Consider the following 20,748-nt stretch of genomic DNA (forward strand, 5'->3'; position numbering starts at 1 on the left):
TCGGCTATCCGGTGGCCGCCGAAGGTGTTTCGGCGCGCCGGAGCCTGCCGGGCCGCACCGTGGCATACGTCGCGGCCCGTAGCGCCCATTCGATCGGCCCGTACCGATGTCGGCGCACGTACCACGCACTGAACGCGAGCTGGCCCGCGTAGATCGCCGCGGCGATGCCGAGCACCGTCCAGTCGCCGAGGCGCCCGGCGAGCGCGAAACCGTAGCCGGTGAACAGGATCGCGGTAAGCAGCGATTGGCCGATGTAGTTGGTCGCGGCGATCTTGCCCGCCGGTGCGAAGACCGCGCCGACCGCGGGATAGCGGTGCAGCAGCCGCAGCAGGGTCGCCGCGTATGCCGCGGACAGCAGCGGCGCCGCCAGATACGCGGGTCCGGTCAGCGCGGGCCATGCGGTGGCGAGCACGCAGACCGGGATGCCGATGCCGAATCCGATCCATTGGACCCGGGGGAGCAGGTGCAGGTAGCGGTCCGGCTGCTCGAGCAGCCGCACCTTGCCCGCGGCCAAGCCGACGAGCAGCAGCGGCAGAATGCCGAGCATCCCGAACGGGACGAACAGGGGCAGGCCGCTGAGGAAACCGTCCCAGCGGTAGCTCGCCGCGTCGAGCCAGCCCGCGCGCATCGCGGCCAACGCCTGCGCCGGATCACGCTGCGCGGCACCGGTTCCCAGCATCAGGAACGCGGTGATCACCACCACGAAGACCGCGAACAGCGACCCCGCGACGATCAGCGCGGTCTTGGGCCGCAGCCTGCTCAGCGCGAGCAGCTCCAGCCCGATCACCGCGTAGCCGAACAGCACATCGCCGTGGAACAGGAACATCATGTGCAGCAGGCCGATGACCGCGAGCATCAGGCACCGCCGCACCGTGCGGAGCGTCCCGTTCGCGCCTGCCCGCTCGGCCGAGCGGAACTGCATGGTCAGCGAGTAGCCGAACAGGAAAGAGAACAGGATGTAGAACTTGCCCTGCAGGAACGCCTGATCCAGGAACGGCGCCGCGCCCTCGGTGAAACCGCCCGGCCCGGACATGAAGACGATGTTGACGAAAAAGATGCCGCCCAGCGCGAATCCGCGCAGCGCGTCGAGAGCCTCGATGCGCGGGATGGGCGGTGCGGTCCGCGGATCCATCCTTCGACGGTAGCGAGCCGTCGTGCCGAGCGGATCGTTCCGGAGAGTGAACCAGGATCACTCGCCCGGTTGACCGTCGGCCCTCGGATCGACCCCGCGCGTCCGGAAACCGCTGTGCGGCAAAGGGATCGGCGACCGGCCGCCGAATGCCGGTGTCAGCTTGGATGTCTCGTTCAGATTCGTCAGCAGTTGCAGCGCCGTCGCGCTCGGCGAGCCGGGTTCGGTGGTGTGCATGATCAGTGCCTGATCGGGATCGTCCGGTAGCCGCAGGGTTTCGAAGCCGAGGTCGATGCGCCCGACCACCGGATGCCGGTACACGTAGCGGCCGTGCGTCTTGTCCTTGAGCTGGTGGCGGGCCCACATGGTGCGGAAATCGGCGGATTCGGCGGCCAATTCCTCGATCAGCGCGGCGATCGCGGGGTGGCCGGGATTGCGCGCCGCGTCCAAGCGCAGATAGGCGACCACGTCGGCGGCCTTGGCCTGCCAGTCCTCGTACAGCTCGCGCATGCCCTCGTCGAGGAAGACCAGCCTGGCCAGGTTGCGCTCGCGCGGCGCCAGCGCGCCGAAATCGGTGATCAGCGCGGCGGCCAGGGCATTCCAGGCGAGTACCGACACACCGCGGCCGACGATATAGGCGGGCACATCGCCCGCGGCGTCGAGCAGCCTGCGCAGCCCGGCGCGCACCTGCTGCTCGCCCTGCGGTTCCTCGCCGGACCACGGGCGCGCGAGCCGATAGAAGTGCTCGCGCTCCACCGGATCCAGGCGCAGCGCCTGGGCGACCGCGTCCAGTACCGATTCCGAAAAATGCAGTGTGCGGCCCTGTTCCAGGCGCACATAGTGGTCGACGCTCACGCCGGCGAGCATCGCGAGCTCCTCGCGGCGCAGCCCCGGCACTCGGCGGCGGCTGCCGTAGTCGGGCAGCCCGACCGCCTCCGGGCTCAGCCGTGCCCGCCGCGAACGCAGGAATTCCCCCAACTCGGCCCGTCGATCCAAACTCATACCGATCAGTATCCTCCGGCGCCGCGGCGCGCATCCTGGTCATCCCGTGCCCAGGCTCGCGCCGCTCTGTCTACCCCGCTTGCGAACGCCGAAAGTAGTGGTCACAGCCGGAACGGTTCCGGAACAAGGAGGTAGACGATGAGCGAGACCCGTCCGCTCGGCAGCACCGGAATGAACCTGACGCCGCTGGGTTTCGGCACCTGGGTGATCGCAGGCCCCGGCTGGGAGTATTCCTGGGGCGCCACCGACGACGCCGAGTCGATCGCCGCCATCCGGCACGCGATCGACGGCGGCCTGAACTGGCTGGACACCGCGCCCGCCTATGGACTCGGCCACGCCGAGGACCTGGTCGGCCGCGCACTGGCCGACCTGCCCGAGCCCGATCGCCCGTACCTGTTCACCAAGACGGGCCTGATCTGGCACGAGGGTGACGACCGCAGCGGGCCGCCGCGCCGGATCATGAGCCCCGAGTCGGTGCGCCAGGAGTTGGAGGCGTCGCTGCGCCGCCTGCGCGTCGACCACATCGACCTGTACCAGGTGCACTGGCCCGACACCGGCGATGTCTTCGTCTACGGCGAGGAGGGCGTGCCCGCCGAGACGGCGACCCCGCTCGACGAGTACTGGCAGGTGATGGCCGATCTGAAGAAGGAGGGCAAGGTACGCGCCATCGGCTTGTCCAATCACGATGTCGCGCAACTGACCGCGGCCGAGCGCATCGCACACGTCGATGCCATCCAGCCGCCGTTCTCGGCGATCAACCGTTCCTCGGCCGCCGAGATCGCCTGGGCCGCGGCCAACGACACCGGCGTGATCGTCTACTCGCCGTTGCAGTCCGGTTTGCTGACAGGCGCGTTCACCGCCGAGCGTGCCGCGAACCTCGGCGCGGGCGACTGGCGTTCGAGCAGCGCCGATTTCACCACCGGACTGCCCGCCAACCTCGCCCTGGTCGACGCGCTGCGCCCGATCGCGGCCGCGCACGGCGTGTCCGTCGCCGAGGTGGCGCTGGCCTGGACCACTGCGTGGCCCGGCATTACCGGCGCCATCGTCGGTGCGCGCACACCGGCCCAGATCGACGGCTGGCTCGGCGCACGGACGCTGGAACTCACCGCCGCCGATCTGGACACGATCGCGGACGCCATCACCGCGACCGGGGCCGGAACCGGTCCGGCGCGTGCCTGAAATATCCACCCCCGCAATGAAATCCCCGAAAGGAAATACGACAATGACCCTGCACCTCGTCGCCGAATTCCATGCCGCCGCCGGCCAGGAGGATCGCCTGCGCACCGCGCTGGAAGCGATGATCGAGCCCTCGCTCGCCGAGGCGGGCTGCCTTGTCTACCAGCCCTACGTGGACCCCAACGACCCCGCCCGCATGGTGCTGGTCGAGGAGTGGACCGGTGACGCCGCGCTGGAGGAGCACTTCGCCACCCCGCACTTCTTCCACGTGCGCGACGTACTCGACGAGATCCTGGCCGAGCCGATGGTGATCAAGCGACTGATCGCCGCCTGATCACACCGCCGCCGTCCCGTCCCGGTTGTCCGGGGCGGGACGGATTATTCGCCGGCGTCGTCAACCGGCGTACGTCCGTGTAGTCGGCGTGGCATGATCGGCCGCAGCGACTACAGGGGATGGCATGGCTGAAACGCATTCGACGGCAACATCATTCACTACGATCACCGAAGCGGCCGCGGCGCTGCGCAGCGGAGAGGTCAGCGCGGCGGCACTGATCGAGCAGGCGCTGAGCGCGGCCGACGCACACGACGGAACCTTCGGGATATTCCTGGCGCGATTCGAGGATCGCGCCCGCGAACAGGCCGCCGCGGTGGACCGCAAGATCACGGCGGGCGAGCCGTTGGCACCGCTGGACGGAATCCCGTTGGGCGTCAAGGATCTCTACGCGCACTCCGCCGGGCCGACCACGGCGCAGAGCCTGGTGCTCGATCCCGGGTGGGGTAAGTCGGTCGGCGATGCCGCGGTGGTGCGGCGGCTCGAGCAGGCCGGTGGCATCGTGACCGGCAAGACCACCACCATGGAATACGGCATCGGCGTACCGGATCCGGACAAGCCGTTCCCGATCCCGCGCAATCCGTGGGATGTGCGGCGCTGGGCGGGCGGCTCCAGCTCCGGTTCGGCCAGCGGCCTGCTCGCGGGGGCCTTCCTCGGCGCCGTCGGCACCGATACCAGTGGCAGCCTGCGCATTCCGGCGGCCTACAGCGGAATCACCGGATTCAAGCCGACATTCGGCCGCGTCTCCAAAGCCGGTGTGGTGCCGCTCGCCTACACCCTCGACCACGCCGGGCCGATGGCGCGCAGCGCGGCCGACTGCGCGCTGCTGCTCTCGGTGCTGGCCGGTTACGACGCCGAAGATCCCTACAGCTCCACTGAACCCGTGGCCGATTACCCGGCCGCGCTCACCGGTGATCTCAGCGGCCGCACCGTCGGCGTCGACAACCTCGACCGATTCGTCGGCGACGGCCACGATCCGCAACAGCCGCAACGGTTCTCGGCCGCGATCGACGCGCTGCGCGAGGCGGGCGCGACGATCGTGCCGATCGAGATCCCGATGTACTTCGAGGCGACGGCGGCCGCGCTGGTGATCATGGCCACCGAATCGGCCGCGTACCACGAGCCGACGCTGCGCTCCCGCTACAACGACTACGCCACGGGGAGCCGGGTGGTGTTCGCCGCGAGCAGTTCGGTGCGCGGCGCGGATTATGTACTGGCGCAGAAGGTCCGGCATGTCGCGCAGCGTGCGATGGCGGAGGTGTTCCGCACGGTCGACCTGGTGGCGACCCCGACGGGTCATCTCGGCGCGCCCATGGTGGACGGCATCGATCAGCTGAATCCGGTGAGCATCCTCGCCGGATTGCATACGCCGTACTGGAACGTCATGGCGAACCCCACTGTCGCCGTTCCGATCGGCCTGACGGCCGACGGTGTCCCGCTGTCGCTCTCGCTCAGCGGCAGGCATTTCGACGAGGCGACCGTGCTGCGCGGCGCCGACGCCTTCCAGCGCGTCACCGACCACCACCGCCTGATCCCGACCGAGCTCCGCTGACCCGAAAGATACCGCGATGAGCACCAATCCCGCTTGGCCCACCTCCGACGAGGAGAACGCCGCCATCGTCGTGCTGGAACAACTGCTCGAGGGGATGGTCGGCGCACTGCGCACGGTCGAAGCCGCTCGATACATCGATCCCAGCGGCGGCTACGTGCCGTTCTACGAGGCGAAGGGCTGACCCTCGCCACCGGCGGTCGCCCACCCGCCACAGCCGTGAGTCCCGCTGGGCAGCACGCGAATTCCGGTCACCTCGTGGTTTTCGGATCTGTTCTCGGCCGGACCACACCTCGATTCACCCCTCGGCGCGGGTGCGCGGCACACAGTCGTGTCGCACACCCTGCCGAGATCTGCTCGACCGACTGGAGTTCCCCGTGTCCCTCTCACAACCCGAAGTGCCCGCCAGACCCGGTGCACTGCCGCATAGTTCGCCCATCGACGCCGATGGCCCCCGAGTTCCGCTCTACACACCGGAATTCGCCGTCGACCCGCACCAGGCCTACCGGGAGATGCGCAAGCAGCACGGTTCGCTGGTGCCGGTGGATCTGGCGCCCGGCACACCGGCCACCCTGGTGGTCGGCTACCGCACCGCGGTGCGAATCCTGCACGATCCCGAGCACTTTCCCGCCGACGGGCGCACCTGGCAGCGCGACATCCCGGCCGACTGTCCCGTACTGCCGATGATGGATTGGCGACCGACCCTGCTACGCAACAGCGGTCAGGTGCACGCGCGCTACCGGCAGGCGGTGAGCGATGCGATCGACGGCGTCGATCTGCACTCGCTGCACCGCGTCATCGAGAAGATCGCGGTCCCGTTGATCAACGCGTTCGGCGCGACCGGCAGCGCCGACCTGATCGGCCAGTACGCGCTGCCCGTGGCGTTCGCGGTGATCAACGAGATGCTCGGCTGCCCGCCGGAGATCGGCGGACGGGTCGCGTTCGGATTGGCCGCGATGCTCGACACCGTCGAGGCCGAGAAGGGCAACATCCTGGTCCACGAGGCGCTGACCGAGCTGATGGAGCTGAAGAAGGCCGAACCGGGCGACGACATCACCACCCGGCTGCTGCGGCATGCGGCCGCGCTCACCGACCTCGAGGTGCTCGAGCAGGTGATGGTCCTGTACGGGGCCGGTATCGAGCCCGCGCAGAACCTGATCGCCAACACCCTGCTGCTGATGCTCAGCGACGACCGGTTCGGCGGCGATATCCTCGGCGGCAGCCTGTCCACCAGGGACGCGCTCGACGAGGTGCTGTTCACCGATCCGCCGCTGGCGAATTTCTGTATCAGCTATCCCCGGCACCCGATCCTGATCGACGATGTCTGGCTGCCCGCGCATCAGCCGGTGCTGATCAGCATGTCCGCCTGCAACAACGATCCGGAGATCGCCGGTGTCGAGTACGGGGGCAACCGTTCCCATCTCGCGTGGAGCGTCGGACCGCACGCCTGCCCAGCCACATCGATCTCCTACCTGATCGCCCAGGACGCGATCGACCAGTTGCTCGACGCGCTGCCCGAGCTCCGGCTCGCGGTGCCGTCCGCCGAATTGGTCTGGCGGCCAGGCCCGTTCCACCGCGCGCTGGCCGCGCTGCCGGTCGAATTCCCGAAGGCGCCACCGCTGCACTTCTAGGGGAGCACGGCCGGTCTCCCGGCCCACCAGGGGTGGGTGAGCAGCGAAAACACCAGCGCACCCAGCGAATTGACGAGGACATCGTCGATCGAACTCACCCGCCCCAGGTGCAGCACGTATTGCAATGTCTCTACCGTCAGTGATGCGACGGCCGCCAGGCCCACGATGCGCACCGGCGAGGCGAATCGGGCCGAGCGCACCGGCAGCATCGCGCCGAGCGCGGCGAACACCAGCAGGTTTCCGCCGATCTGCGGGAGCACCTCATTCGGCGCGAGCGTGAAAAGGTCGCGCAGCGGCACGAATTCGACGCCGCCCCGGCCTCCGGTCGGCGTCAGGATCATCCAGATCCACGGTGCGGTGCCGACCATCATGACCACATCCGCGACGGCCGTGCGCGTCGCGTGCGGATGGCCTGCCCGTTGCCGAGCGCGCGTCAACAGCCAAGCGGCGAGCACTGCGAGTGGGATCGCCGACACCGACGCGCCGATGACAAAGCTCCAGCGTTCGAACGTCTGCCCCACGCGACCATCATGCCGGTCGGGCGATCACGCGGTGGCGCGGCCGGTTACGCCAGCGCGAAGCGCAGCAGTGCCTGCTTGTCGCCCTGCTTGATCTTGCCCTTGCGGTCGAGCACCTCCAATTGCCATACGGGACCGGAGCGGAACGCGCGGCAGATGGCATTGGCGTTGTCGGTGCCGAGCAGCGACGGCCAGATATCGGCGACCTGCTGCGTGCTGCCGCCGCTCGCGTCATAGATCTTGAACGAGATGTTGTTCGCCTTCTCGAACGAGCTGCCCTTCTTGAAGGCGGCGGCGATGAAGACGATCGCATCGATGGCGGTCGGCACAGTGGCGAAGGTGACATGCACGGACTCGTCGTCACCCGCGGCCGCGCCGGTCAGCTCGTCGCCGGTGTGCTGGACCGAGCCGTTGCCCAACGGGTCCAAGGAATCCAGGCCCGCGAACCGCACCGGCTCGCTGCCCTGCATGAGGATGGCGATCAGATCGAGGTCGACACCCTTCTTGCGGCGCGCCATGCCGAGCAGGCCGCCGCTGGTACCGCCCGAGGGATCCCAGCTCACTCCCACCGTGAGTTTGGTGATCCCGGCGAGATCCGCGGCGCCGTCTTCTTTTCTGAGCGTGATCATGCGGTTCACAGTACCGGCGGTCGGTTATCGCCATGCCGCACAGCGTTTTCCCGGTGCCCCATGCGCGAACACTCCGGGGCGCAACGCGTTTCGCCGGGCATCCGTGCAGGTCAGCGTTCCGGCAAGCCATGTGCGTGCCGATTCGGTGATTCGCCGCGGATATGGCGTGTCGGACGGTGATCCGGTCGAGAATGGTTGGCGTCCCGGCGCAGGTACGAGGAGACGGTCGATGCCATCGAAAGTCACGCTCGAAGAACTCGCGGTGCTGGTCGGCGAGTGGGAGGTCGGCAGCCCGCAATTTCCCGGTCCGGCGGGACGCAGCGTCGTCGAGTGGCTGGCCGACCGTGCCTACCTACTCTTCCGCAATACGATGCCCGATCCGGTACCGGACGGCACCTGGATCCTCGGCGCCGACGACGCCCAGCGCGGTTTCACCGCCCTCTACCACGACGAACGCGGCGTCTCCCGCGTGTACCGCTCCACCTTCGTCGACAGCTCCTGGCGCATCTGGCGCGACGCACTCGGCTTCTCCCAGCGCTTCACCGCGACCCTCGACGACTCCGGCTCGACACTGCGCGGCGCCTGGGAGAAGTCGAGCGACGGCGAGAAATGGGAGCACGACTTCGACCTCGTCTACACCCGGCTGCGGTAGTGGGTGGGTCAATACTCCAGCTCGGTCCAGGGAATCCGGATCGGGAAAGGGAAGTTGATGGCGATGCCGTCGCCGTCGTCGTCGGGAGTCCACTCGTCGACCAGTAGATAGTTGGCGGACCGCAGCGGATGGACACCCTCGGGGATATGCCCGGGTGCCGTCTCCAGCACGTAGGCGCGGACTGCGGCGATCGCGCTCGCGTCCGGTGCCGTGGCGACTTCCCAGTACCACGGAATTCCGGCGCCAGCGTAGCGGCCCTTCTTCGCTTCCCGGTTGGTCGGATTGTTGGATGGTGACAAAACCTCGCCCACGAGCAGTGTGTCGTCGGCGCGCACATCTTGATACGGGGATGCGAGGCAGCGGAATACGAGAAAGTCGGGTGTCATGAAGTCGGATTTCCCCGCACCTCCAAGGAAAACGTTGGTTTCGAGCTCAGCACGCCAGCAGTGCTCGGGTTGCTCCGACATGGCACTTCGCGTGCAACGTTCGATCGCATTGGTCAGCCTGCGGGTGAACACTTGGTGCTCGGCGGGGCCTCGTCGAACCCACACCACCCGTCCATCCCACAGTTCGATCTGCTTAGCGATCTCGTCAGGAAGTCGCTCCAGTTCCTCCCACGTCATGCGTTCGGGGAGGTCGGGCCGCTGAATCTGCGGAACGGACATGCTGTCATCGTAATCGGGCGCGTTGTCGGCGCACGACGATCCTGGTGGACGACCTACGGCGCTTTGCTTCGCCGCCGCGGTTCGAACCGAGCGGTCTGATCAGTGTGTCCCGCGAAGCGACCCGCAGCGGAAAACCACTGGCAAGCGCCCACTAGGCTGGTACCCGGAGCCGGGCGGTGGAAACCGACCGTTCGGCGTCGGAACAACCCGCACAGACAAGGATCGCCAATCCCATGACATCCCGCCTCGAGCTCGCCCGCGTCGACTTGCGCGGTCGTACTCCCTCCGTTGCCGAGCTGCGCGCCGCGCTGCCGCGCGGGGGAGTCGACGTGGACTCGGTGCTGCATCAGGTGCGGCCCGTGGTCGAGGCGGTCCGGGACCACGGTGTCTCGGCGGCGCTGGAATTCGGCGAGAAGTTCGACGGCGTGATCCCCGCGACCGTGCGCGTGCCGGCGGCCGAGCTGGTCAAGGCGCTCGACGAGCTGGACCCCGCGGTGCGCGCGGCGCTGGAGGAGTCCATCGCGCGGGCCAGGAAGGTGCACGGCGATCAGCGCCGCACCGACAAGACCACCGAGGTGGTGCCCGGCGGCACCGTCACCGAGCGGTGGGTGCCGGTGGAGCGGGTCGGGCTGTATGTGCCCGGCGGCAATGCCGTGTACCCGTCGAGCGTGGTGATGAACGTGGTGCCCGCGCAGACCGCGGGTGTCGGCTCGCTGGTGGTGGCCTCGCCGCCGCAGGCGCAGTTCGGCGGGCTGCCGCACCCGACCATCCTGGCGGCCGCGCAGCTGCTCGGCGTCGAGGAGGTGTGGGCGGTCGGCGGCGCGCAGGGCGTGGCGCTGCTGTCCTACGGCGGTACCGATACCGACGGCGCGCAGCTGGAGCCGGTCGACCTCATCACCGGTCCCGGCAATATCTACGTCACCGCCGCCAAGCGGCTGTGCCGCGGGCTGGTCGGCATCGACGCCGAGGCCGGGCCGACCGAGATCGCCATCCTGGCCGACGCGACCGCCGATCCGGTGCATGTCGCGGCCGATCTGATCAGCCAGGCCGAACACGATGTGCTCGCCGCGAGCGTGCTCGTCACCGACAGCGCCGAGCTGGCCGATGCCGTCGACGCGGCGCTGACCGCGCAGCTTGTGGTGGTCAAGCACGCGCACCGGGTGCGAGAAGCGCTGTCCGGCAAGCAGTCCGGCACCGTGCTGGTCGACGATATCGAGCAGGGGCTGCGCGTGGTGAACGCCTACGCCGCCGAGCACCTGGAGATCCAGACCGCCGACGCGTCCGCCGTCGCGGCCCGGGTGCGCAGTGCCGGTGCGATTTTCGTCGGCGCGTACGCACCGGTCAGCCTCGGCGACTACTGCGCGGGCTCCAACCACGTGCTGCCCACGGCCGGATGCGCCAGGCACTCTTCGGGTTTGAGCGTGCAGACCTTCCTGCGCGGCATCCACGTCGTCGAATACACCGAGGCGGCGTTGAAAGACGTGGCAGGACACGTGGTCGCGCTGGCGAACGCCGAGGATCTGCCCGCCCACGGCCAGGCCGTGACCGTACGATTCGAGGCACTGTCATGACCGCGTCAGGGCCGGAGGCGGCAGCGCAGCGTAACCACGCAGGCCTAGCGGTCATGACATCAGGAGGCACTGTCATGACCGCCGGAGTCACCGTGCCAGGGGCCGGAATCAGCCTGGACCAGCTGCCGCTGCGCGACAGCCTGCGCGGTAAGAAGCCTTACGGCGCACCGCAGTTGGCGGTGCCGGTGCAGCTCAACACCAACGAGAACCCGCACCCGCCGAGCAAGGCGCTCGTCGACGATATCGCGGAGTCCATCCGCGCCGCCGCCGCCGATCTGCACCGCTACCCGGACCGCGACGCCGTCGCGCTGCGCGGTGAGCTCGCCGCCTACCTCACCGGTCAGACCGGTGTCGCGGTGGACACGGCGAACGTGTGGGCGGCCAACGGCTCCAACGAGATTCTGCAGCAGCTGCTGCAGGCATTCGGCGGGCCGGGCCGCAGTGCACTGGGATTCGTGCCCTCGTACTCGATGCACCCGATCATCGCCGAGGGCATCGACACCGAGTGGATCGAGGCCAAGCGCAACGCCGATTTCTCCCTGGACGTCGACTACGCGGTGGCCGCGATCGCCGAGCGCAGGCCCGACGTTGTCTTCGTGACCAGCCCGAACAACCCGACGGGGCACAGCATTTCGCGTCCGGATCTGGCGCGCATCCTCGATGCCGCGCCCGGCATCGTCGTGGTCGACGAGGCATACGGCGAATTCTCGGCCCAGCCGAGCGCGCTCGGGCTGATCGACGCCTACCCGGCCAAGCTGGTGGTGACCCGCACCATGAGCAAGGCGTTCGCCTTCGCGGGCGGCAGGCTCGGTTACCTGGTGGCCGCACCCGCGGTGATCGACGCGATGCTGCTGGTGCGCCTGCCGTATCACCTGTCGGTGGTTACCCAGGCCGCCGCGCGCGCCGCGCTGCGGCACGCCGACGAAACACTGGGCAGCGTCGCCGAATTGGCGGCACAGCGCGACCGGGTGAGCGCGGCGCTGCGCGAGCTCGGCTTCGAGGTGATCCCGAGCGACGCCAACTTCGTGCTGTTCGGCCGGTTCACCGACGCGCCGCGCGCCTGGCAGCAGTACCTGGACGGCGGCGTGCTGATCCGTGATGTCGGCATCCCCGGCTACCTGCGCGCCACCATCGGCCTCGCCGCGGAGAACGACGAATTCCTGCGGGTGAGCGCCACAGTCGCCGACACCGGCCTGATGGTCCGATGAACCAGCACCCGATATCGATGGGAAACAAGATATGAGTAGGACCGCGCGGGTCGAGCGGATCACCAAGGAGTCCAGCATCGTCGTCGAGCTGGACCTGGACGGTACCGGCAAGACCGAGATCACCACCGGCGTCCCGTTCTACGACCACATGCTGACCGCGCTCGGCGCGCACGCCAGCTTCGATCTGACCGTGCGCGCCGAGGGCGATATCGATATCGAGGCACACCACACGGTGGAGGACACCGCGATCGTGTTCGGCCAGGCGCTGGGTAAAGCCTTGGGGGACAAGAGCGGTATCCGCCGGTTCGGCGACGCCTATATCCCGATGGACGAGACGCTGGCGCACGCCGCGGTCGACGTCTCGGGGCGCCCGTACTGTGTGCACACCGGTGAACCGGAGCACCTGCTGCACGCCGTGATCCCCGGATCCGGCCCTGGCGCACCGTATTCCACCGTGTTGAACCGCCACGTCTTCGAGTCGATCGCGCTCAACGCGCGCATCGCACTGCACGTGCGTGTGCTCTACGGACGCGACCAGCACCACGTCACCGAGGCCGAATTCAAGGCGGTGGCACGGGCTTTGCGCGCCGCCGTCGAACTCGACCCGCGGGTGAGCGGTGTGCCGTCGACCAAGGGGACGTTGTGACTGTTCGCGTCGCCCTGCTGGACTACGGCTCGGGCAACCTGCACTCCGCCGAGCGCGCGCTGGTTCGCGCGGGCGCGCAGGTCGAGGTGACCGCGGATCCGAAGATCGCCCTCGCCGCGGATGGTCTCGTCGTTCCCGGCGTCGGCGCCTACGCCGCGTGCATGGATGGTCTGCGCAAGGTGCGCGGCGAGCGGATGATCGGCCAGCGCCTGGCGGGTGGCCGCCCCGTCCTCGGTATCTGTGTCGGCATGCAGATCCTGTTCGAACGCGGCGTCGAATTCGGCGTGGAAACCGAGGGCTGCGCCGAGTGGCCCGGTGTCGTCGAACGTCTGTCGGCCCCCGTGCTGCCGCATATGGGCTGGAACACCGTCTCCGCGCCGAAGGACAGCGTGCTGTTCGCGGGTATGGACGCCGACACCCGCTTCTACTTCGTGCACTCCTACGCCGCCCAAACCTGGGACCTGCCACCGAGCGAGCACTTCGCCTCGCCGAAACTCACCTGGGCAGAGCACGGCACCCCATTCCTGGCCGCGGTCGAGAACGGTGCGCTCTCGGCGACCCAGTTCCACCCCGAGAAGTCCGGCGACGCGGGCGCCCACCTGCTGCGGAATTGGATTCAGTCTCTGTGAGTTCGCCGCGCGGCCCCATGCCGGGCACGGTGCAGGCATTGGTCATCCTGCTGTACGTCGGCGGGATCTACGTCGCGCTGTACGGCCTGTCGCAAGGCGGGCCGTACCTGGCGGTCCAACTGGTGCACGGACTGCTCTACGTCGGCCTTGCCGTTTTCGTACAGCTCGGAAAGTCCTGGGCCAGAACAGTTCTGCTGTTCCTGTGCGCCATCGGCGCGATGCGGGGCGTGCTCGCGCTCTCCGACGGCGTGTTCGCGGGACTGTGGCTGCTTGTCGCCCCCGCGCTCTACCTGATCCTGCTCAACACCCACGCCGCCCGGGTCTGGTTCCATCGGGCGTCCCGGCAAGTCACCGAAGAGCAGTAGGCGCGCCGCTCAGGGGAGACCCTGAGCGTGTATGCGGGTGGATGCCGGATTCGGTTGTCCCGCCACGGATCTACCGTCGACTCGAGGAGGTCGATATGAGGTCCGTCACCATCGCGGGGGTGATCGTCGGGGGGTACGCGGCGGTCGCCGGGTTCGCCTTCGCGGCGACCGTCGCCGAGACAGTGTTGCTGTATCCCAATATCTTTCGCGATATCCCCGACTCGCTGGAGCTGACCCAGCGGTTCATGTCGGTGGTCGCGGTGGGAGATGTGATGCGCCCGTTGGGCGGTGCGCTCACCCTGTGCGCGCTGATCGCGTTGGTTGCGGTGCTCAGGTACCGCATCGCAAGGGGCTGGCTCGCCGCCTCGCTCGCCGCGCTGATCAGCGGACAGTTCCTGCTGTCGATCCTGTACCAGTGGCCGCGGGCGACGGTGCTGTTCGACGAGCGGAACAGCCACACCCTCGACGAGATCGAGCGTGCCGCGAACGAGTTCCTGATCGGGCAGGGCCTGCGCATCGCGGCATCGGCGCTGACCGCCGTGTTCGCCATCGTCGCCGCCCTGGTCTGTTACCGCGCCCACATCCTGGCGCAGCAGCGACTCGCACCCGCATATCCGCAGGCCGGAGGCGGGACAGCGACGGCGAACCACTAAGCTGTTCAGTTGTGAGTCTTGTGCTGCTACCCGCTGTCGATGTCGCCAATGGAGAGGCCGTGCGCCTCGTACAGGGAGAGGCCGGTAGCGAAACCAGCTACGGCTCGCCCCGCGAGGCGGCGCTGGCATGGCAGCAGGCCGGCGCGGAATGGGTGCATCTGGTGGATCTGGACGCGGCCTTCGGGCGCGGCTCCAACCGGGACATGCTGGCCGAGGTCGTCGGCGAACTCGACGTGAAGGTGGAGCTGTCCGGCGGTATCCGCGACGACGCGACGCTGGAGGCCGCGCTGGCCACCGGCTGCGCGCGGGTCAACCTCGGCACCGCCGCGCTGGAGGACCCGGTGTGGTGCGCCAGCGCCATCGCCAGGCACGGCGAGCGCATCGCCGTCGGCCTCGACGTGCGCATCATCGACGGCGAGTACCGGCTGCGCGGGCGCGGCTGGGTCAGCGACGGCGGCGACCTGTGGGAGGTGCTCGAGCGCCTGGAGCGCGACGGCTGCACCCGCTACGTGGTCACCGACGTGACCAAGGACGGCACCCTCACCGGCCCCAACCTCGATCTGCTCCGCGAGGTCTGCGCCGCCACCGACGCGCCGGTCATCGCCTCCGGCGGCGTGTCGACCGTCGAGGACCTGATCGCCATCGCCCAGCTGGTGCCGGAGGGGGTGGAGGGCTCGATCGTCGGAAAGGCGTTGTACGCGGGCCGTTTCACGCTGCCCGAGGCACTCGCCGCGGTGCGCTGACCAGCAACCGATGGCCGCCACCCTCGATCTGCCCGCCCTGCTCGCCATCGCGAGCGAAACCCTCGATATCGCGGCAGCGCGCTTCCTCGAAGGAGTCGGCGCGCCGAGCGCGGTGATCAAGGGCCGCAACGATTTCGCCACCGAATTCGATCTGGAGCTGGAGCGCACCGTCTCCGCGCGGCTCGAGCAGCAGACCGGAATCGGGGTGCACGGCGAGGAATTCGGCGGACCGCAGCTGACCTCGGGCACCGCCTGGGTGCTCGACCCGATCGACGGCACCTTCAATTACTCGCAGGGGCACCCGCTGTCGGGCATGCTGCTCGCGCTGGTGCACGACGGCGAGCCGGTGCTCGGCCTGACCTGGCTGCCGATGCTCGGCCGGCGCTACGCGGCGGCGCTCGGCGGGCCGGTGCTGCTCGACGGCGAACCGCTGCCCTCGCTGCCGCACAGCAAGCTGGCCGAGGCGATGATCGGGTTCGGCACCTTCAATGTCGATGCGAAGGGCCGCATTCCCGGCCAGTTCCGCTTCGATCTGCTCGGCCCGCTGAGCAGGCTGTCCTCCCGGGTGCGGATGCACGGTTCCACCGGCATCGATCTGGCGTTCACCGCGTCCGGCGTGCTCGGCGGGACCATCGTGTTCGGCCATCATCCGTGGGACAACGCGGCCGGTGTCGCGCTGGTCCGCGCCGCGGGCGGGGTGGTCACCGATCTGGCGGGCGCGCCGTGGACCATCACCTCGGGCTCGGTGCTCGCCGCGGCGCCCGGTGTGCACGAAGAACTTCTGGAAATGATCTGCATGGTGAGTGAAGAGGGATGAACGAATGACACTGGCGGTACGCGTGATTCCGTGTCTGGATGTGGACGCGGGCCGGGTGGTCAAGGGCGTGAACTTCGAAAACCTGCGCGACGCGGGCGATCCCGTCGAGCTGGCCGCGGCCTACGATGCCCAGGGCGCCGATGAGCTGACCTTCCTCGATGTCACCGCGTCCACCGGCGACCGAGGCACCATGATCGACGTGGTGACTCGCACCGCCGAGCAGATCTTCATCCCGCTCACCGTCGGCGGCGGCGTGCGCACGGTGGCGGATGTGGACCGGCTGCTGCGTGCGGGCGCGGACAAGGTGTCGGTGAACACCGCCGCCATCGCCCGCCCCGAGGTGCTGCGCGAGATGTCGGAGCGGTTCGGTTCGCAGTGCATCGTGCTGTCGGTGGACGCGCGCACCGTGCCGGACGGTGAGCCGGATACGCCGTCCGGCTGGGAGGTCACCACGCACGGCGGTAAGCGCGGCACCGGTATCGACGCCGTCGAATGGGCCGTGCGCGGTGCGGAATTGGGCGTCGGCGAGATTCTGCTCAACTCGATGGACGCCGACGGCACCAAGGTCGGCTTCGATCTGCCGATGATCCGCGCGGTCCGCGCCGCCGTCACCGTCCCGGTGATCGCCAGCGGGGGAGCGGGCGCGGTCGAGCACTTCGCCCCCGCCGTGCACGCGGGCGCCGACGCCGTCCTCGCCGCCAGCGTCTTCCATTTCGGCGATCTCACCATCGGCCAGGTCAAATCCGCCATGCGCGCCGAGGACATCACCGTCCGCTAGGCTCGTGGGGTGAACGTGCGCGAATTAGTCAGCGGTCATTGGTTTTTCGTGAACCGGTCGACAGATCTCGTTGGCACATGGGTAACTCCCGGGGTACGTCCGACAATGGCTGTGCTCCCAACCGCCGGCCCGCGGCGCAACGCATGAGGCACTCACGACCGGCAGAAGGCGCGGGGAGGCGGATAGGCATTGCGTTGTCCCCCTTTGCACTCGACGCCACGGCCAATGCCGTGGACGCTGCCGTCGAGTACGGCCGCGAGGCCGCCGACGCCGGTGTGCGCTCGGTATGGCTCGGCCAGCTGTTCACCCACGACAGCATCTCGGTGGCGGGCATCGTCGGTCGAGAGGTGCCCGAACTCGAGGTGGGGACCTCCGTGGTGCCGATCGCCGGGCGGCATCCGCTGCTCGTTTCCAGCCAGGCGCAGACCGCGCAGGCCGCGACGCACGGCCGGTTCACCCTCGGTGTCGGTCTCGGCGCGGCGGAGATCGCCCAGGCTGCCTACGGCGGCACCTACGACCGTCCCATCGTGCGATTGCGCGAATTCCTGACCGCGCTGCGCAGCCTGTTCGATACCGGCTCGGCCGAGTTCCGCGGCGAAACCCTCACCGCCGCACCGCCGTTGCCCGCCGCGGTGGCGGGTGCGACGCCGTCGGCGCCGATCCTGGTCGCGGCCATGGGCCCGCAGGCGCTGCGCGTCACCGGCGAACTCGCCGACGGCACCCTGCCCTATCTGGTCGGCCCGAAGGCGCTGGCCGAGCACATCGTCGCGCCGATCACCGAGGCCGCCGCGGCGGCCGGTCGGCCGAGTCCGCGCATCGTCGCGGTCGTGCCCGCGCTCGTCACCGCGGATCCGGCGGCGGCCCGCGCGGCCGCCGAGGCGCAGATGGGCTTCTACAACGACATCCCCTCTTACCGCCGGGTGATCGAATTGTCCGGCGCCGCAAGCGCGGCCGACCTCGCGATCATCGGCGACGAGGAGCGGGTCGCGGCCGGGCTCGCCGCGTACTTCGAGGCGGGTGCCACCGAAATCGTCGTCGGCAACACCGATCTGGGCACCGACGCCGACCGCCTGCGCACCTGGAAGCTCCTCGGCGAACTCGCCCGCAAGGCCTGACCCGCCAGCCACACACCACATGGTTTCCCGCACATCACATCGCAGGCGATGCGGTGTGCGGGAAACCACCGGGTGTGCGAGAGGTCAGGCACCCGCCGCGCGCAGCAGCAGCGCACCGGCGATGATCGCGGCGAACGAGGCGAGCTTGGGCAGGGTGATCTTCTCCTTGTAGACCAGCGCGCCGAGGATCACCGTGCCGATCGAGCCGACTCCGGTCCAAATCGTGTAGCCGACACCGACATCCAGTGTCCGCAGGGCCAGGCTGAGCGTGAAGATGCCGCCCGCCGCGGCGAGCAGCGTGAAGACCGACGGCCAGAGCTTGGTGAAGCCCTTGGTCGCGTTGGTGCCGAGCGCGAAGGCGATCTCGAAGACGATGGCGATGCCGAGGTAGATCCAAGACATGACGAATACTCCTGTCGGGATTGGTTTTACGGATGTCAGGCGGCGACCGGTCGCGCCACGGCGGGCTGCTCGGTGCGCTTGGCGAGCGTGTCGGCCAGCTTGAGCCCGAGTACGCCGCCGATGATCAGTACGAAGGCGAGCACCTTCCAGACGTTCAGCGATTCGTGGAAGATCAGCGTCCCGAAGGTGACGGTGCCCACCGAGCCGATTCCGGTCCAAATCGTGTAGCCGACACCGACATCCAGCGTGCGCAGCGCCAGGCTGAGGAAGAAGATGCCGCCCGCCGCGGCGGCCGCGGTGAGCAACGACGGTCCGAGCACGGTGAACCCGTGCGTCGCGTTCGTCGCCAGTGCGAAGACCACTTCGAAGACCGCCGCGATCATCAGGTACATCCAGGCCATGAGAAGCTCCTCCAGATTCATTTGCATGTATATGCAACTATCTTGCGTGAGGAGAAGTATGCATGTACAAATAAGTTGTGTCAAATGTCGATCGTGACGAGCAGATGTGGAACCGGTTGTCCGGCTTGTACTCCCAGGTGGAGGCCAGGCTCGGCACGGCGGTGCAGCGCGGGCACGGGCTCGGGCTCTCGGAGTTCCGTGCGCTCGGCTATCTGGCCGAGGCGCCCGACGGCGAACTACGGATGCAGGATCTCGCCACCAAGGTCGGGCTGAACCAGAGCTCGGTGACCAGGCTGGTCGGGCGGCTCGACGCCGCGGGCCTCGCCTTCCGCGATCTGTGCCCGGATGATCGGCGCGGGGTCTACACCGTGATCACGGACAAGGGCAGGGCCAAACATCGCGAAGCGCGCGACACCTACCGCGCGACGCTGACCGCCGCACTGGATGAGGTGGACGGCACAGCGACCGCCCTGCGCCGGGCGCTGGGCTGAAAGGGGCTGTTATAACAATGCCTATGACACTCGACCCCGCCATCGCCAGCAGGCTCAAGCGCAACGAGGCGGGCCTGGTGGCCGCCGTCGCGCAGGAACGCGCCACCGGCGCGGTGCTGATGATGGCCTGGATGGACGACGAGGCGCTGGCCCGCACGCTGGAAACCCGTAAGGCGACCTACTATTCGCGCTCGCGCCAGGAGTACTGGGTGAAGGGGGAGACCTCGGGCCACACCCAGTACGTGCACGAGGTCCGCCTCGACTGCGACGGCGACACGCTGCTGCTCGTCGTCGATCAGGAGGGCGCGGCGTGTCACACCGGCGCGCACACCTGCTTCGATTCGGACGTGCTGCTGTCCGCCGTGTCCTGAGCCGGAATCCGCTGTCCCGCGCTAGGAATCGGGCCTGCGCGAGCCGTTGAGGGTATCGGAAACGCGGGTCGACAGTATCTCGGTGAGCTCGGCGAGCTGGGCCTTCTGGCCCGGCTCCAATTCGTCGAATACCAAGCGCCGCACCGCATCCAGATAACCCGGTGCGGCTTCGACCACCTTCAGATAGCCGTCGTCGGTGAGCACGGCCTGCACGCCGCGCCTGCCGGTGGTGGCATACCGCTGGGCCCACCCCATGCGCTCGAGCTTCGACACAACATGGGACAGACGCGATAGCGATGCATTTGCCTTGTGGGCCAAGTCACTCATCTGCAATCGATGCCCCGGCTCCTCCGACAGCAGCATGAGTACCCAGTATTCGAAATGGGTTACCCCGGATTCGCGCTGCAATTGGGTATCCAAAGCGCCTGGTAGACGTGTCATCAACGCAACTATCGCGCGCCAAGCTCGTTGTTCGACGGGGTCGAGCCATTTCGTCACTGTGTGCCTTCTCTCCAGCCAAGTGACGTGGTTTCGTTAGTTCGCCTAGCGATTATTGAAAAGCATGTTCACAGTCACCCGTAGCAACGAGTTTGCCACGGCTTCGCTCGACCGTCATGGAGTTGCAAATGGACGTGAGGTCACTCACACGTCTTTTTGGCGTGTCGCCTCCGTGTCCGCGGTGACCGGAGTGGGCGCAGGCGCCGGTGCGGACGGTGTGACCTGCTTGGCGGCCCTGCGCTTGCGCCAGCCGCGCCGGATGATCAGGAACGCGGCGAGCAGGAAGAGCACCGCCGCGGCGATCGCGCCTGCCAGCGTCGCCCCGCGGAACGCGGGCGCCTCGACGTTCATGATCTGACGTCCGGCTTCGGCCGCGTTGCCGGTGCCGCGCACCACGGCCAGCGTCATGAGATTGGGGACGGCCAGGATGATCGCGATCACCGCACAGGCCCCGGCGACGAACTTGCCCGCCCTTCGCCGCCACCAGAGCACCGCGAACAGCAGCAGGAACAGCGGGATGGCGGTGCACAGTCCGCCGTAGATCAGTCCCCAGGCGATGCCCTTGGCGAAGCTCTTGCCGACCAGATCGCCGACGCGCTGGGCCCACCAGCGCGGAATGAACGCGGCGAGGATGAAGTAGGTGACGATCAGGACGGCGAGGACGGCAAGCCCGCCGAGTATGCGCGTGCGCCAGACGGCTACCGCGGATTTCTGCCCGTCGCTCGAAGTCATGGCTTCAGGGTAAGGGGGCCGACCAGGCATAACGGGCTTATCGCCC

The 20,748-nt window shown here is 68.4% G+C and carries 27 protein-coding genes; 18 read left to right on the top strand and 9 right to left on the bottom strand.

The features are described from left to right. Window positions 1–4 precede the first annotated feature (4 nt). Together ACIG5A_RS41115 and ACIG5A_RS41120 are read right to left on the bottom strand one after the other, a co-directional pair. Window positions 5–1,132 (bottom strand): DUF418 domain-containing protein, encoded by a 1,128-nt coding sequence (locus tag ACIG5A_RS41115; protein WP_397250541.1) that lies wholly within the window; start codon window positions 1,130–1,132, stop codon window positions 5–7. 57 nt (window positions 1,133–1,189) lie between these two features. Next, window positions 1,190–2,131, bottom strand: coding sequence for a helix-turn-helix transcriptional regulator (locus ACIG5A_RS41120; RefSeq protein ID WP_397250543.1), 942 nt, complete (start codon window positions 2,129–2,131; stop codon window positions 1,190–1,192). A gap of 138 nt (window positions 2,132–2,269) precedes the next feature. Here ACIG5A_RS41120 and ACIG5A_RS41125 point away from each other — a divergent pair, with 138 nt between their 5' ends. From ACIG5A_RS41125 to ACIG5A_RS41145, 5 genes are all read left to right on the top strand, one after another. Beyond that, entirely contained in the window at window positions 2,270–3,310 is a 1,041-nt protein-coding gene (locus ACIG5A_RS41125) for an aldo/keto reductase (protein ID WP_397250545.1), read from the top strand. A 43-nt stretch (window positions 3,311–3,353) separates the two neighbouring features. Next, window positions 3,354–3,641, top strand: a complete 288-nt coding sequence (locus tag ACIG5A_RS41130) for a putative quinol monooxygenase (protein WP_397250547.1) — start codon at window positions 3,354–3,356, stop codon at window positions 3,639–3,641. Between the two features lie 124 nt (window positions 3,642–3,765). Then, on the top strand, window positions 3,766–5,190 hold the full coding sequence (locus ACIG5A_RS41135; RefSeq protein ID WP_397250549.1) for an amidase: 1,425 nt from the start codon (window positions 3,766–3,768) through the stop codon (window positions 5,188–5,190). A 16-nt stretch (window positions 5,191–5,206) separates the two neighbouring features. Beyond that, a complete protein-coding gene (locus ACIG5A_RS41140) occupies window positions 5,207–5,371 on the top strand; it encodes a hypothetical protein (RefSeq protein WP_397250551.1) in 165 nt (54 codons plus the stop codon). A 193-nt stretch (window positions 5,372–5,564) separates the two neighbouring features. After that, complete coding sequence (locus ACIG5A_RS41145; RefSeq protein WP_397250553.1) at window positions 5,565–6,818, top strand: cytochrome P450; 1,254 nt, start codon at window positions 5,565–5,567, stop codon at window positions 6,816–6,818. Here ACIG5A_RS41145 and ACIG5A_RS41150 read toward each other — a convergent pair. Next, complete coding sequence (locus tag ACIG5A_RS41150; protein WP_397250555.1) at window positions 6,815–7,339, bottom strand: VanZ family protein; 525 nt, start codon at window positions 7,337–7,339, stop codon at window positions 6,815–6,817. The genes ACIG5A_RS41145 and ACIG5A_RS41150 overlap by 4 nt on opposite strands. A 44-nt stretch (window positions 7,340–7,383) precedes the next feature. Further along, entirely contained in the window at window positions 7,384–7,965 is a 582-nt protein-coding gene (locus ACIG5A_RS41155; protein ID WP_397250557.1) for a TerD family protein, read from the bottom strand. Between the two features lie 229 nt (window positions 7,966–8,194). Here ACIG5A_RS41155 and ACIG5A_RS41160 point away from each other — a divergent pair, with 229 nt between their 5' ends. Then, window positions 8,195–8,617, top strand: a complete 423-nt coding sequence (locus tag ACIG5A_RS41160; RefSeq protein ID WP_397250559.1) for a hypothetical protein — start codon at window positions 8,195–8,197, stop codon at window positions 8,615–8,617. Window positions 8,618–8,625: 8 nt separating this feature from the next. Here ACIG5A_RS41160 and ACIG5A_RS41165 read toward each other — a convergent pair whose 3' ends face one another. Beyond that, on the bottom strand, window positions 8,626–9,282 hold the full coding sequence (locus tag ACIG5A_RS41165; protein ID WP_397250561.1) for a Uma2 family endonuclease: 657 nt from the start codon (window positions 9,280–9,282) through the stop codon (window positions 8,626–8,628). Between the two features lie 233 nt (window positions 9,283–9,515). Here ACIG5A_RS41165 and hisD point away from each other — a divergent pair, with 233 nt between their 5' ends. The 10 genes from hisD (at window position 9,516) to ACIG5A_RS41215 (ending at window position 17,807) form a co-directional block, all read left to right on the top strand. After that, complete coding sequence (gene hisD / locus ACIG5A_RS41170) at window positions 9,516–10,853, top strand: histidinol dehydrogenase (RefSeq protein WP_397250563.1); 1,338 nt, start codon at window positions 9,516–9,518, stop codon at window positions 10,851–10,853. Window positions 10,854–10,927: 74 nt separating this feature from the next. After that, complete coding sequence (locus ACIG5A_RS41175; protein ID WP_397250565.1) at window positions 10,928–12,061, top strand: histidinol-phosphate transaminase; 1,134 nt, start codon at window positions 10,928–10,930, stop codon at window positions 12,059–12,061. Window positions 12,062–12,092: 31 nt separating this feature from the next. After that, window positions 12,093–12,707 carry an imidazoleglycerol-phosphate dehydratase HisB gene (gene hisB, locus ACIG5A_RS41180; RefSeq protein WP_397250567.1) on the top strand — a complete coding sequence of 205 codons (615 nt, stop codon included), beginning with the start codon at window positions 12,093–12,095 and terminating at the stop codon, window positions 12,705–12,707. Then, a complete protein-coding gene (hisH, locus tag ACIG5A_RS41185; protein WP_397250569.1) occupies window positions 12,704–13,336 on the top strand; it encodes an imidazole glycerol phosphate synthase subunit HisH in 633 nt (210 codons plus the stop codon). The genes hisB and hisH overlap by 4 nt, the downstream gene beginning before the upstream one ends. Then, window positions 13,333–13,701 carry a hypothetical protein gene (locus ACIG5A_RS41190; RefSeq protein WP_397250571.1) on the top strand — a complete coding sequence of 123 codons (369 nt, stop codon included), beginning with the start codon at window positions 13,333–13,335 and terminating at the stop codon, window positions 13,699–13,701. Before hisH ends, ACIG5A_RS41190 begins: the two co-directional genes overlap by 4 nt. A 95-nt stretch (window positions 13,702–13,796) precedes the next feature. Then, entirely contained in the window at window positions 13,797–14,354 is a 558-nt protein-coding gene (locus ACIG5A_RS41195; RefSeq protein ID WP_397250573.1) for a hypothetical protein, read from the top strand. 11 nt (window positions 14,355–14,365) lie between these two features. Continuing rightward, window positions 14,366–15,097: a bifunctional 1-(5-phosphoribosyl)-5-((5-phosphoribosylamino)methylideneamino)imidazole-4-carboxamide isomerase/phosphoribosylanthranilate isomerase PriA gene (gene priA, locus ACIG5A_RS41200; RefSeq protein ID WP_397250575.1), complete on the top strand. Its 732-nt coding sequence runs from the start codon at window positions 14,366–14,368 to the stop codon at window positions 15,095–15,097. Between the two features lie 10 nt (window positions 15,098–15,107). Next, on the top strand, window positions 15,108–15,914 hold the full coding sequence (locus ACIG5A_RS41205; protein WP_397250577.1) for an inositol monophosphatase family protein: 807 nt from the start codon (window positions 15,108–15,110) through the stop codon (window positions 15,912–15,914). A gap of 4 nt (window positions 15,915–15,918) precedes the next feature. Further along, window positions 15,919–16,692, top strand: coding sequence for an imidazole glycerol phosphate synthase subunit HisF (gene hisF / locus ACIG5A_RS41210; RefSeq protein ID WP_397250579.1), 774 nt, complete (start codon window positions 15,919–15,921; stop codon window positions 16,690–16,692). Between the two features lie 143 nt (window positions 16,693–16,835). Beyond that, the gene (locus ACIG5A_RS41215; protein ID WP_397250581.1) at window positions 16,836–17,807 is read left to right on the top strand and encodes a TIGR03564 family F420-dependent LLM class oxidoreductase; all 972 of its coding nucleotides are present in this window, start codon (window positions 16,836–16,838) and stop codon (window positions 17,805–17,807) included. Between the two features lie 84 nt (window positions 17,808–17,891). On the opposite strand, the gene ACIG5A_RS41220 is transcribed toward ACIG5A_RS41215, so the two are convergent. Continuing rightward, a complete protein-coding gene (locus ACIG5A_RS41220; protein WP_397250583.1) occupies window positions 17,892–18,209 on the bottom strand; it encodes a DMT family transporter in 318 nt (105 codons plus the stop codon). A 35-nt stretch (window positions 18,210–18,244) separates the two neighbouring features. Beyond that, a complete protein-coding gene (locus ACIG5A_RS41225) occupies window positions 18,245–18,610 on the bottom strand; it encodes a DMT family transporter (RefSeq protein ID WP_397250585.1) in 366 nt (121 codons plus the stop codon). 77 nt (window positions 18,611–18,687) lie between these two features. Here ACIG5A_RS41225 and ACIG5A_RS41230 point away from each other — a divergent pair, with 77 nt between their 5' ends. Continuing rightward, complete coding sequence (locus tag ACIG5A_RS41230; RefSeq protein ID WP_397250587.1) at window positions 18,688–19,101, top strand: MarR family winged helix-turn-helix transcriptional regulator; 414 nt, start codon at window positions 18,688–18,690, stop codon at window positions 19,099–19,101. Window positions 19,102–19,124: 23 nt separating this feature from the next. Continuing rightward, complete coding sequence (gene hisI, locus ACIG5A_RS41235) at window positions 19,125–19,472, top strand: phosphoribosyl-AMP cyclohydrolase (RefSeq protein ID WP_397250589.1); 348 nt, start codon at window positions 19,125–19,127, stop codon at window positions 19,470–19,472. 21 nt (window positions 19,473–19,493) lie between these two features. Here the strand turns inward: hisI and ACIG5A_RS41240 are convergent, their stop codons facing one another. Beyond that, on the bottom strand, window positions 19,494–19,913 hold the full coding sequence (locus ACIG5A_RS41240) for a MarR family winged helix-turn-helix transcriptional regulator (protein ID WP_397250591.1): 420 nt from the start codon (window positions 19,911–19,913) through the stop codon (window positions 19,494–19,496). 201 nt (window positions 19,914–20,114) lie between these two features. Beyond that, window positions 20,115–20,702: a permease gene (locus tag ACIG5A_RS41245; RefSeq protein WP_397250593.1), complete on the bottom strand. Its 588-nt coding sequence runs from the start codon at window positions 20,700–20,702 to the stop codon at window positions 20,115–20,117. Between the last annotated feature and the right edge of the window lie 46 nt (window positions 20,703–20,748).

The sequence above is a fragment of the Nocardia sp. NPDC052566 genome, from assembly GCF_044547285.1.
Classification (GTDB): Bacteria; Actinomycetota; Actinomycetes; order Mycobacteriales; family Mycobacteriaceae; genus Nocardia.

Bases quoted from the DNA above. Each gene is read 5' to 3' on its own strand.
- ACIG5A_RS41135 (WP_397250549.1), top strand. From the start codon at position 3,766: ATGGCTGAAACGCATTCGACGGCAACATCATTCACTACGATCACCGAA.
- hisD (WP_397250563.1), top strand. From the start codon at position 9,516: ATGACATCCCGCCTCGAGCTCGCCCGCGTCGACTTGCGCGGTCGTACT.
- ACIG5A_RS41130 (WP_397250547.1), top strand. From the start codon at position 3,354: ATGACCCTGCACCTCGTCGCCGAATTCCATGCCGCCGCCGGCCAGGAG.
- ACIG5A_RS41140 (WP_397250551.1), top strand. From the start codon at position 5,207: ATGAGCACCAATCCCGCTTGGCCCACCTCCGACGAGGAGAACGCCGCC.
- ACIG5A_RS41120 (WP_397250543.1), bottom strand. From the start codon at position 2,131: ATGAGTTTGGATCGACGGGCCGAGTTGGGGGAATTCCTGCGTTCGCGG.
- ACIG5A_RS41245 (WP_397250593.1), bottom strand. From the start codon at position 20,702: ATGACTTCGAGCGACGGGCAGAAATCCGCGGTAGCCGTCTGGCGCACG.
- ACIG5A_RS41125 (WP_397250545.1), top strand. From the start codon at position 2,270: ATGAGCGAGACCCGTCCGCTCGGCAGCACCGGAATGAACCTGACGCCG.
- ACIG5A_RS41175 (WP_397250565.1), top strand. From the start codon at position 10,928: ATGACCGCCGGAGTCACCGTGCCAGGGGCCGGAATCAGCCTGGACCAG.
- ACIG5A_RS41155 (WP_397250557.1), bottom strand. From the start codon at position 7,965: ATGATCACGCTCAGAAAAGAAGACGGCGCCGCGGATCTCGCCGGGATC.
- ACIG5A_RS41240 (WP_397250591.1), bottom strand. From the start codon at position 19,913: ATGACACGTCTACCAGGCGCTTTGGATACCCAATTGCAGCGCGAATCC.
- hisI (WP_397250589.1), top strand. From the start codon at position 19,125: ATGACACTCGACCCCGCCATCGCCAGCAGGCTCAAGCGCAACGAGGCG.
- ACIG5A_RS41205 (WP_397250577.1), top strand. From the start codon at position 15,108: ATGGCCGCCACCCTCGATCTGCCCGCCCTGCTCGCCATCGCGAGCGAA.
- ACIG5A_RS41220 (WP_397250583.1), bottom strand. From the start codon at position 18,209: ATGTCTTGGATCTACCTCGGCATCGCCATCGTCTTCGAGATCGCCTTC.
- hisF (WP_397250579.1), top strand. From the start codon at position 15,919: ATGACACTGGCGGTACGCGTGATTCCGTGTCTGGATGTGGACGCGGGC.
- ACIG5A_RS41225 (WP_397250585.1), bottom strand. From the start codon at position 18,610: ATGGCCTGGATGTACCTGATGATCGCGGCGGTCTTCGAAGTGGTCTTC.
- hisB (WP_397250567.1), top strand. From the start codon at position 12,093: ATGAGTAGGACCGCGCGGGTCGAGCGGATCACCAAGGAGTCCAGCATC.
- ACIG5A_RS41165 (WP_397250561.1), bottom strand. From the start codon at position 9,282: ATGTCCGTTCCGCAGATTCAGCGGCCCGACCTCCCCGAACGCATGACG.
- ACIG5A_RS41215 (WP_397250581.1), top strand. From the start codon at position 16,836: ATGAGGCACTCACGACCGGCAGAAGGCGCGGGGAGGCGGATAGGCATT.
- ACIG5A_RS41160 (WP_397250559.1), top strand. From the start codon at position 8,195: ATGCCATCGAAAGTCACGCTCGAAGAACTCGCGGTGCTGGTCGGCGAG.
- ACIG5A_RS41115 (WP_397250541.1), bottom strand. From the start codon at position 1,132: ATGGATCCGCGGACCGCACCGCCCATCCCGCGCATCGAGGCTCTCGAC.
- ACIG5A_RS41195 (WP_397250573.1), top strand. From the start codon at position 13,797: ATGAGGTCCGTCACCATCGCGGGGGTGATCGTCGGGGGGTACGCGGCG.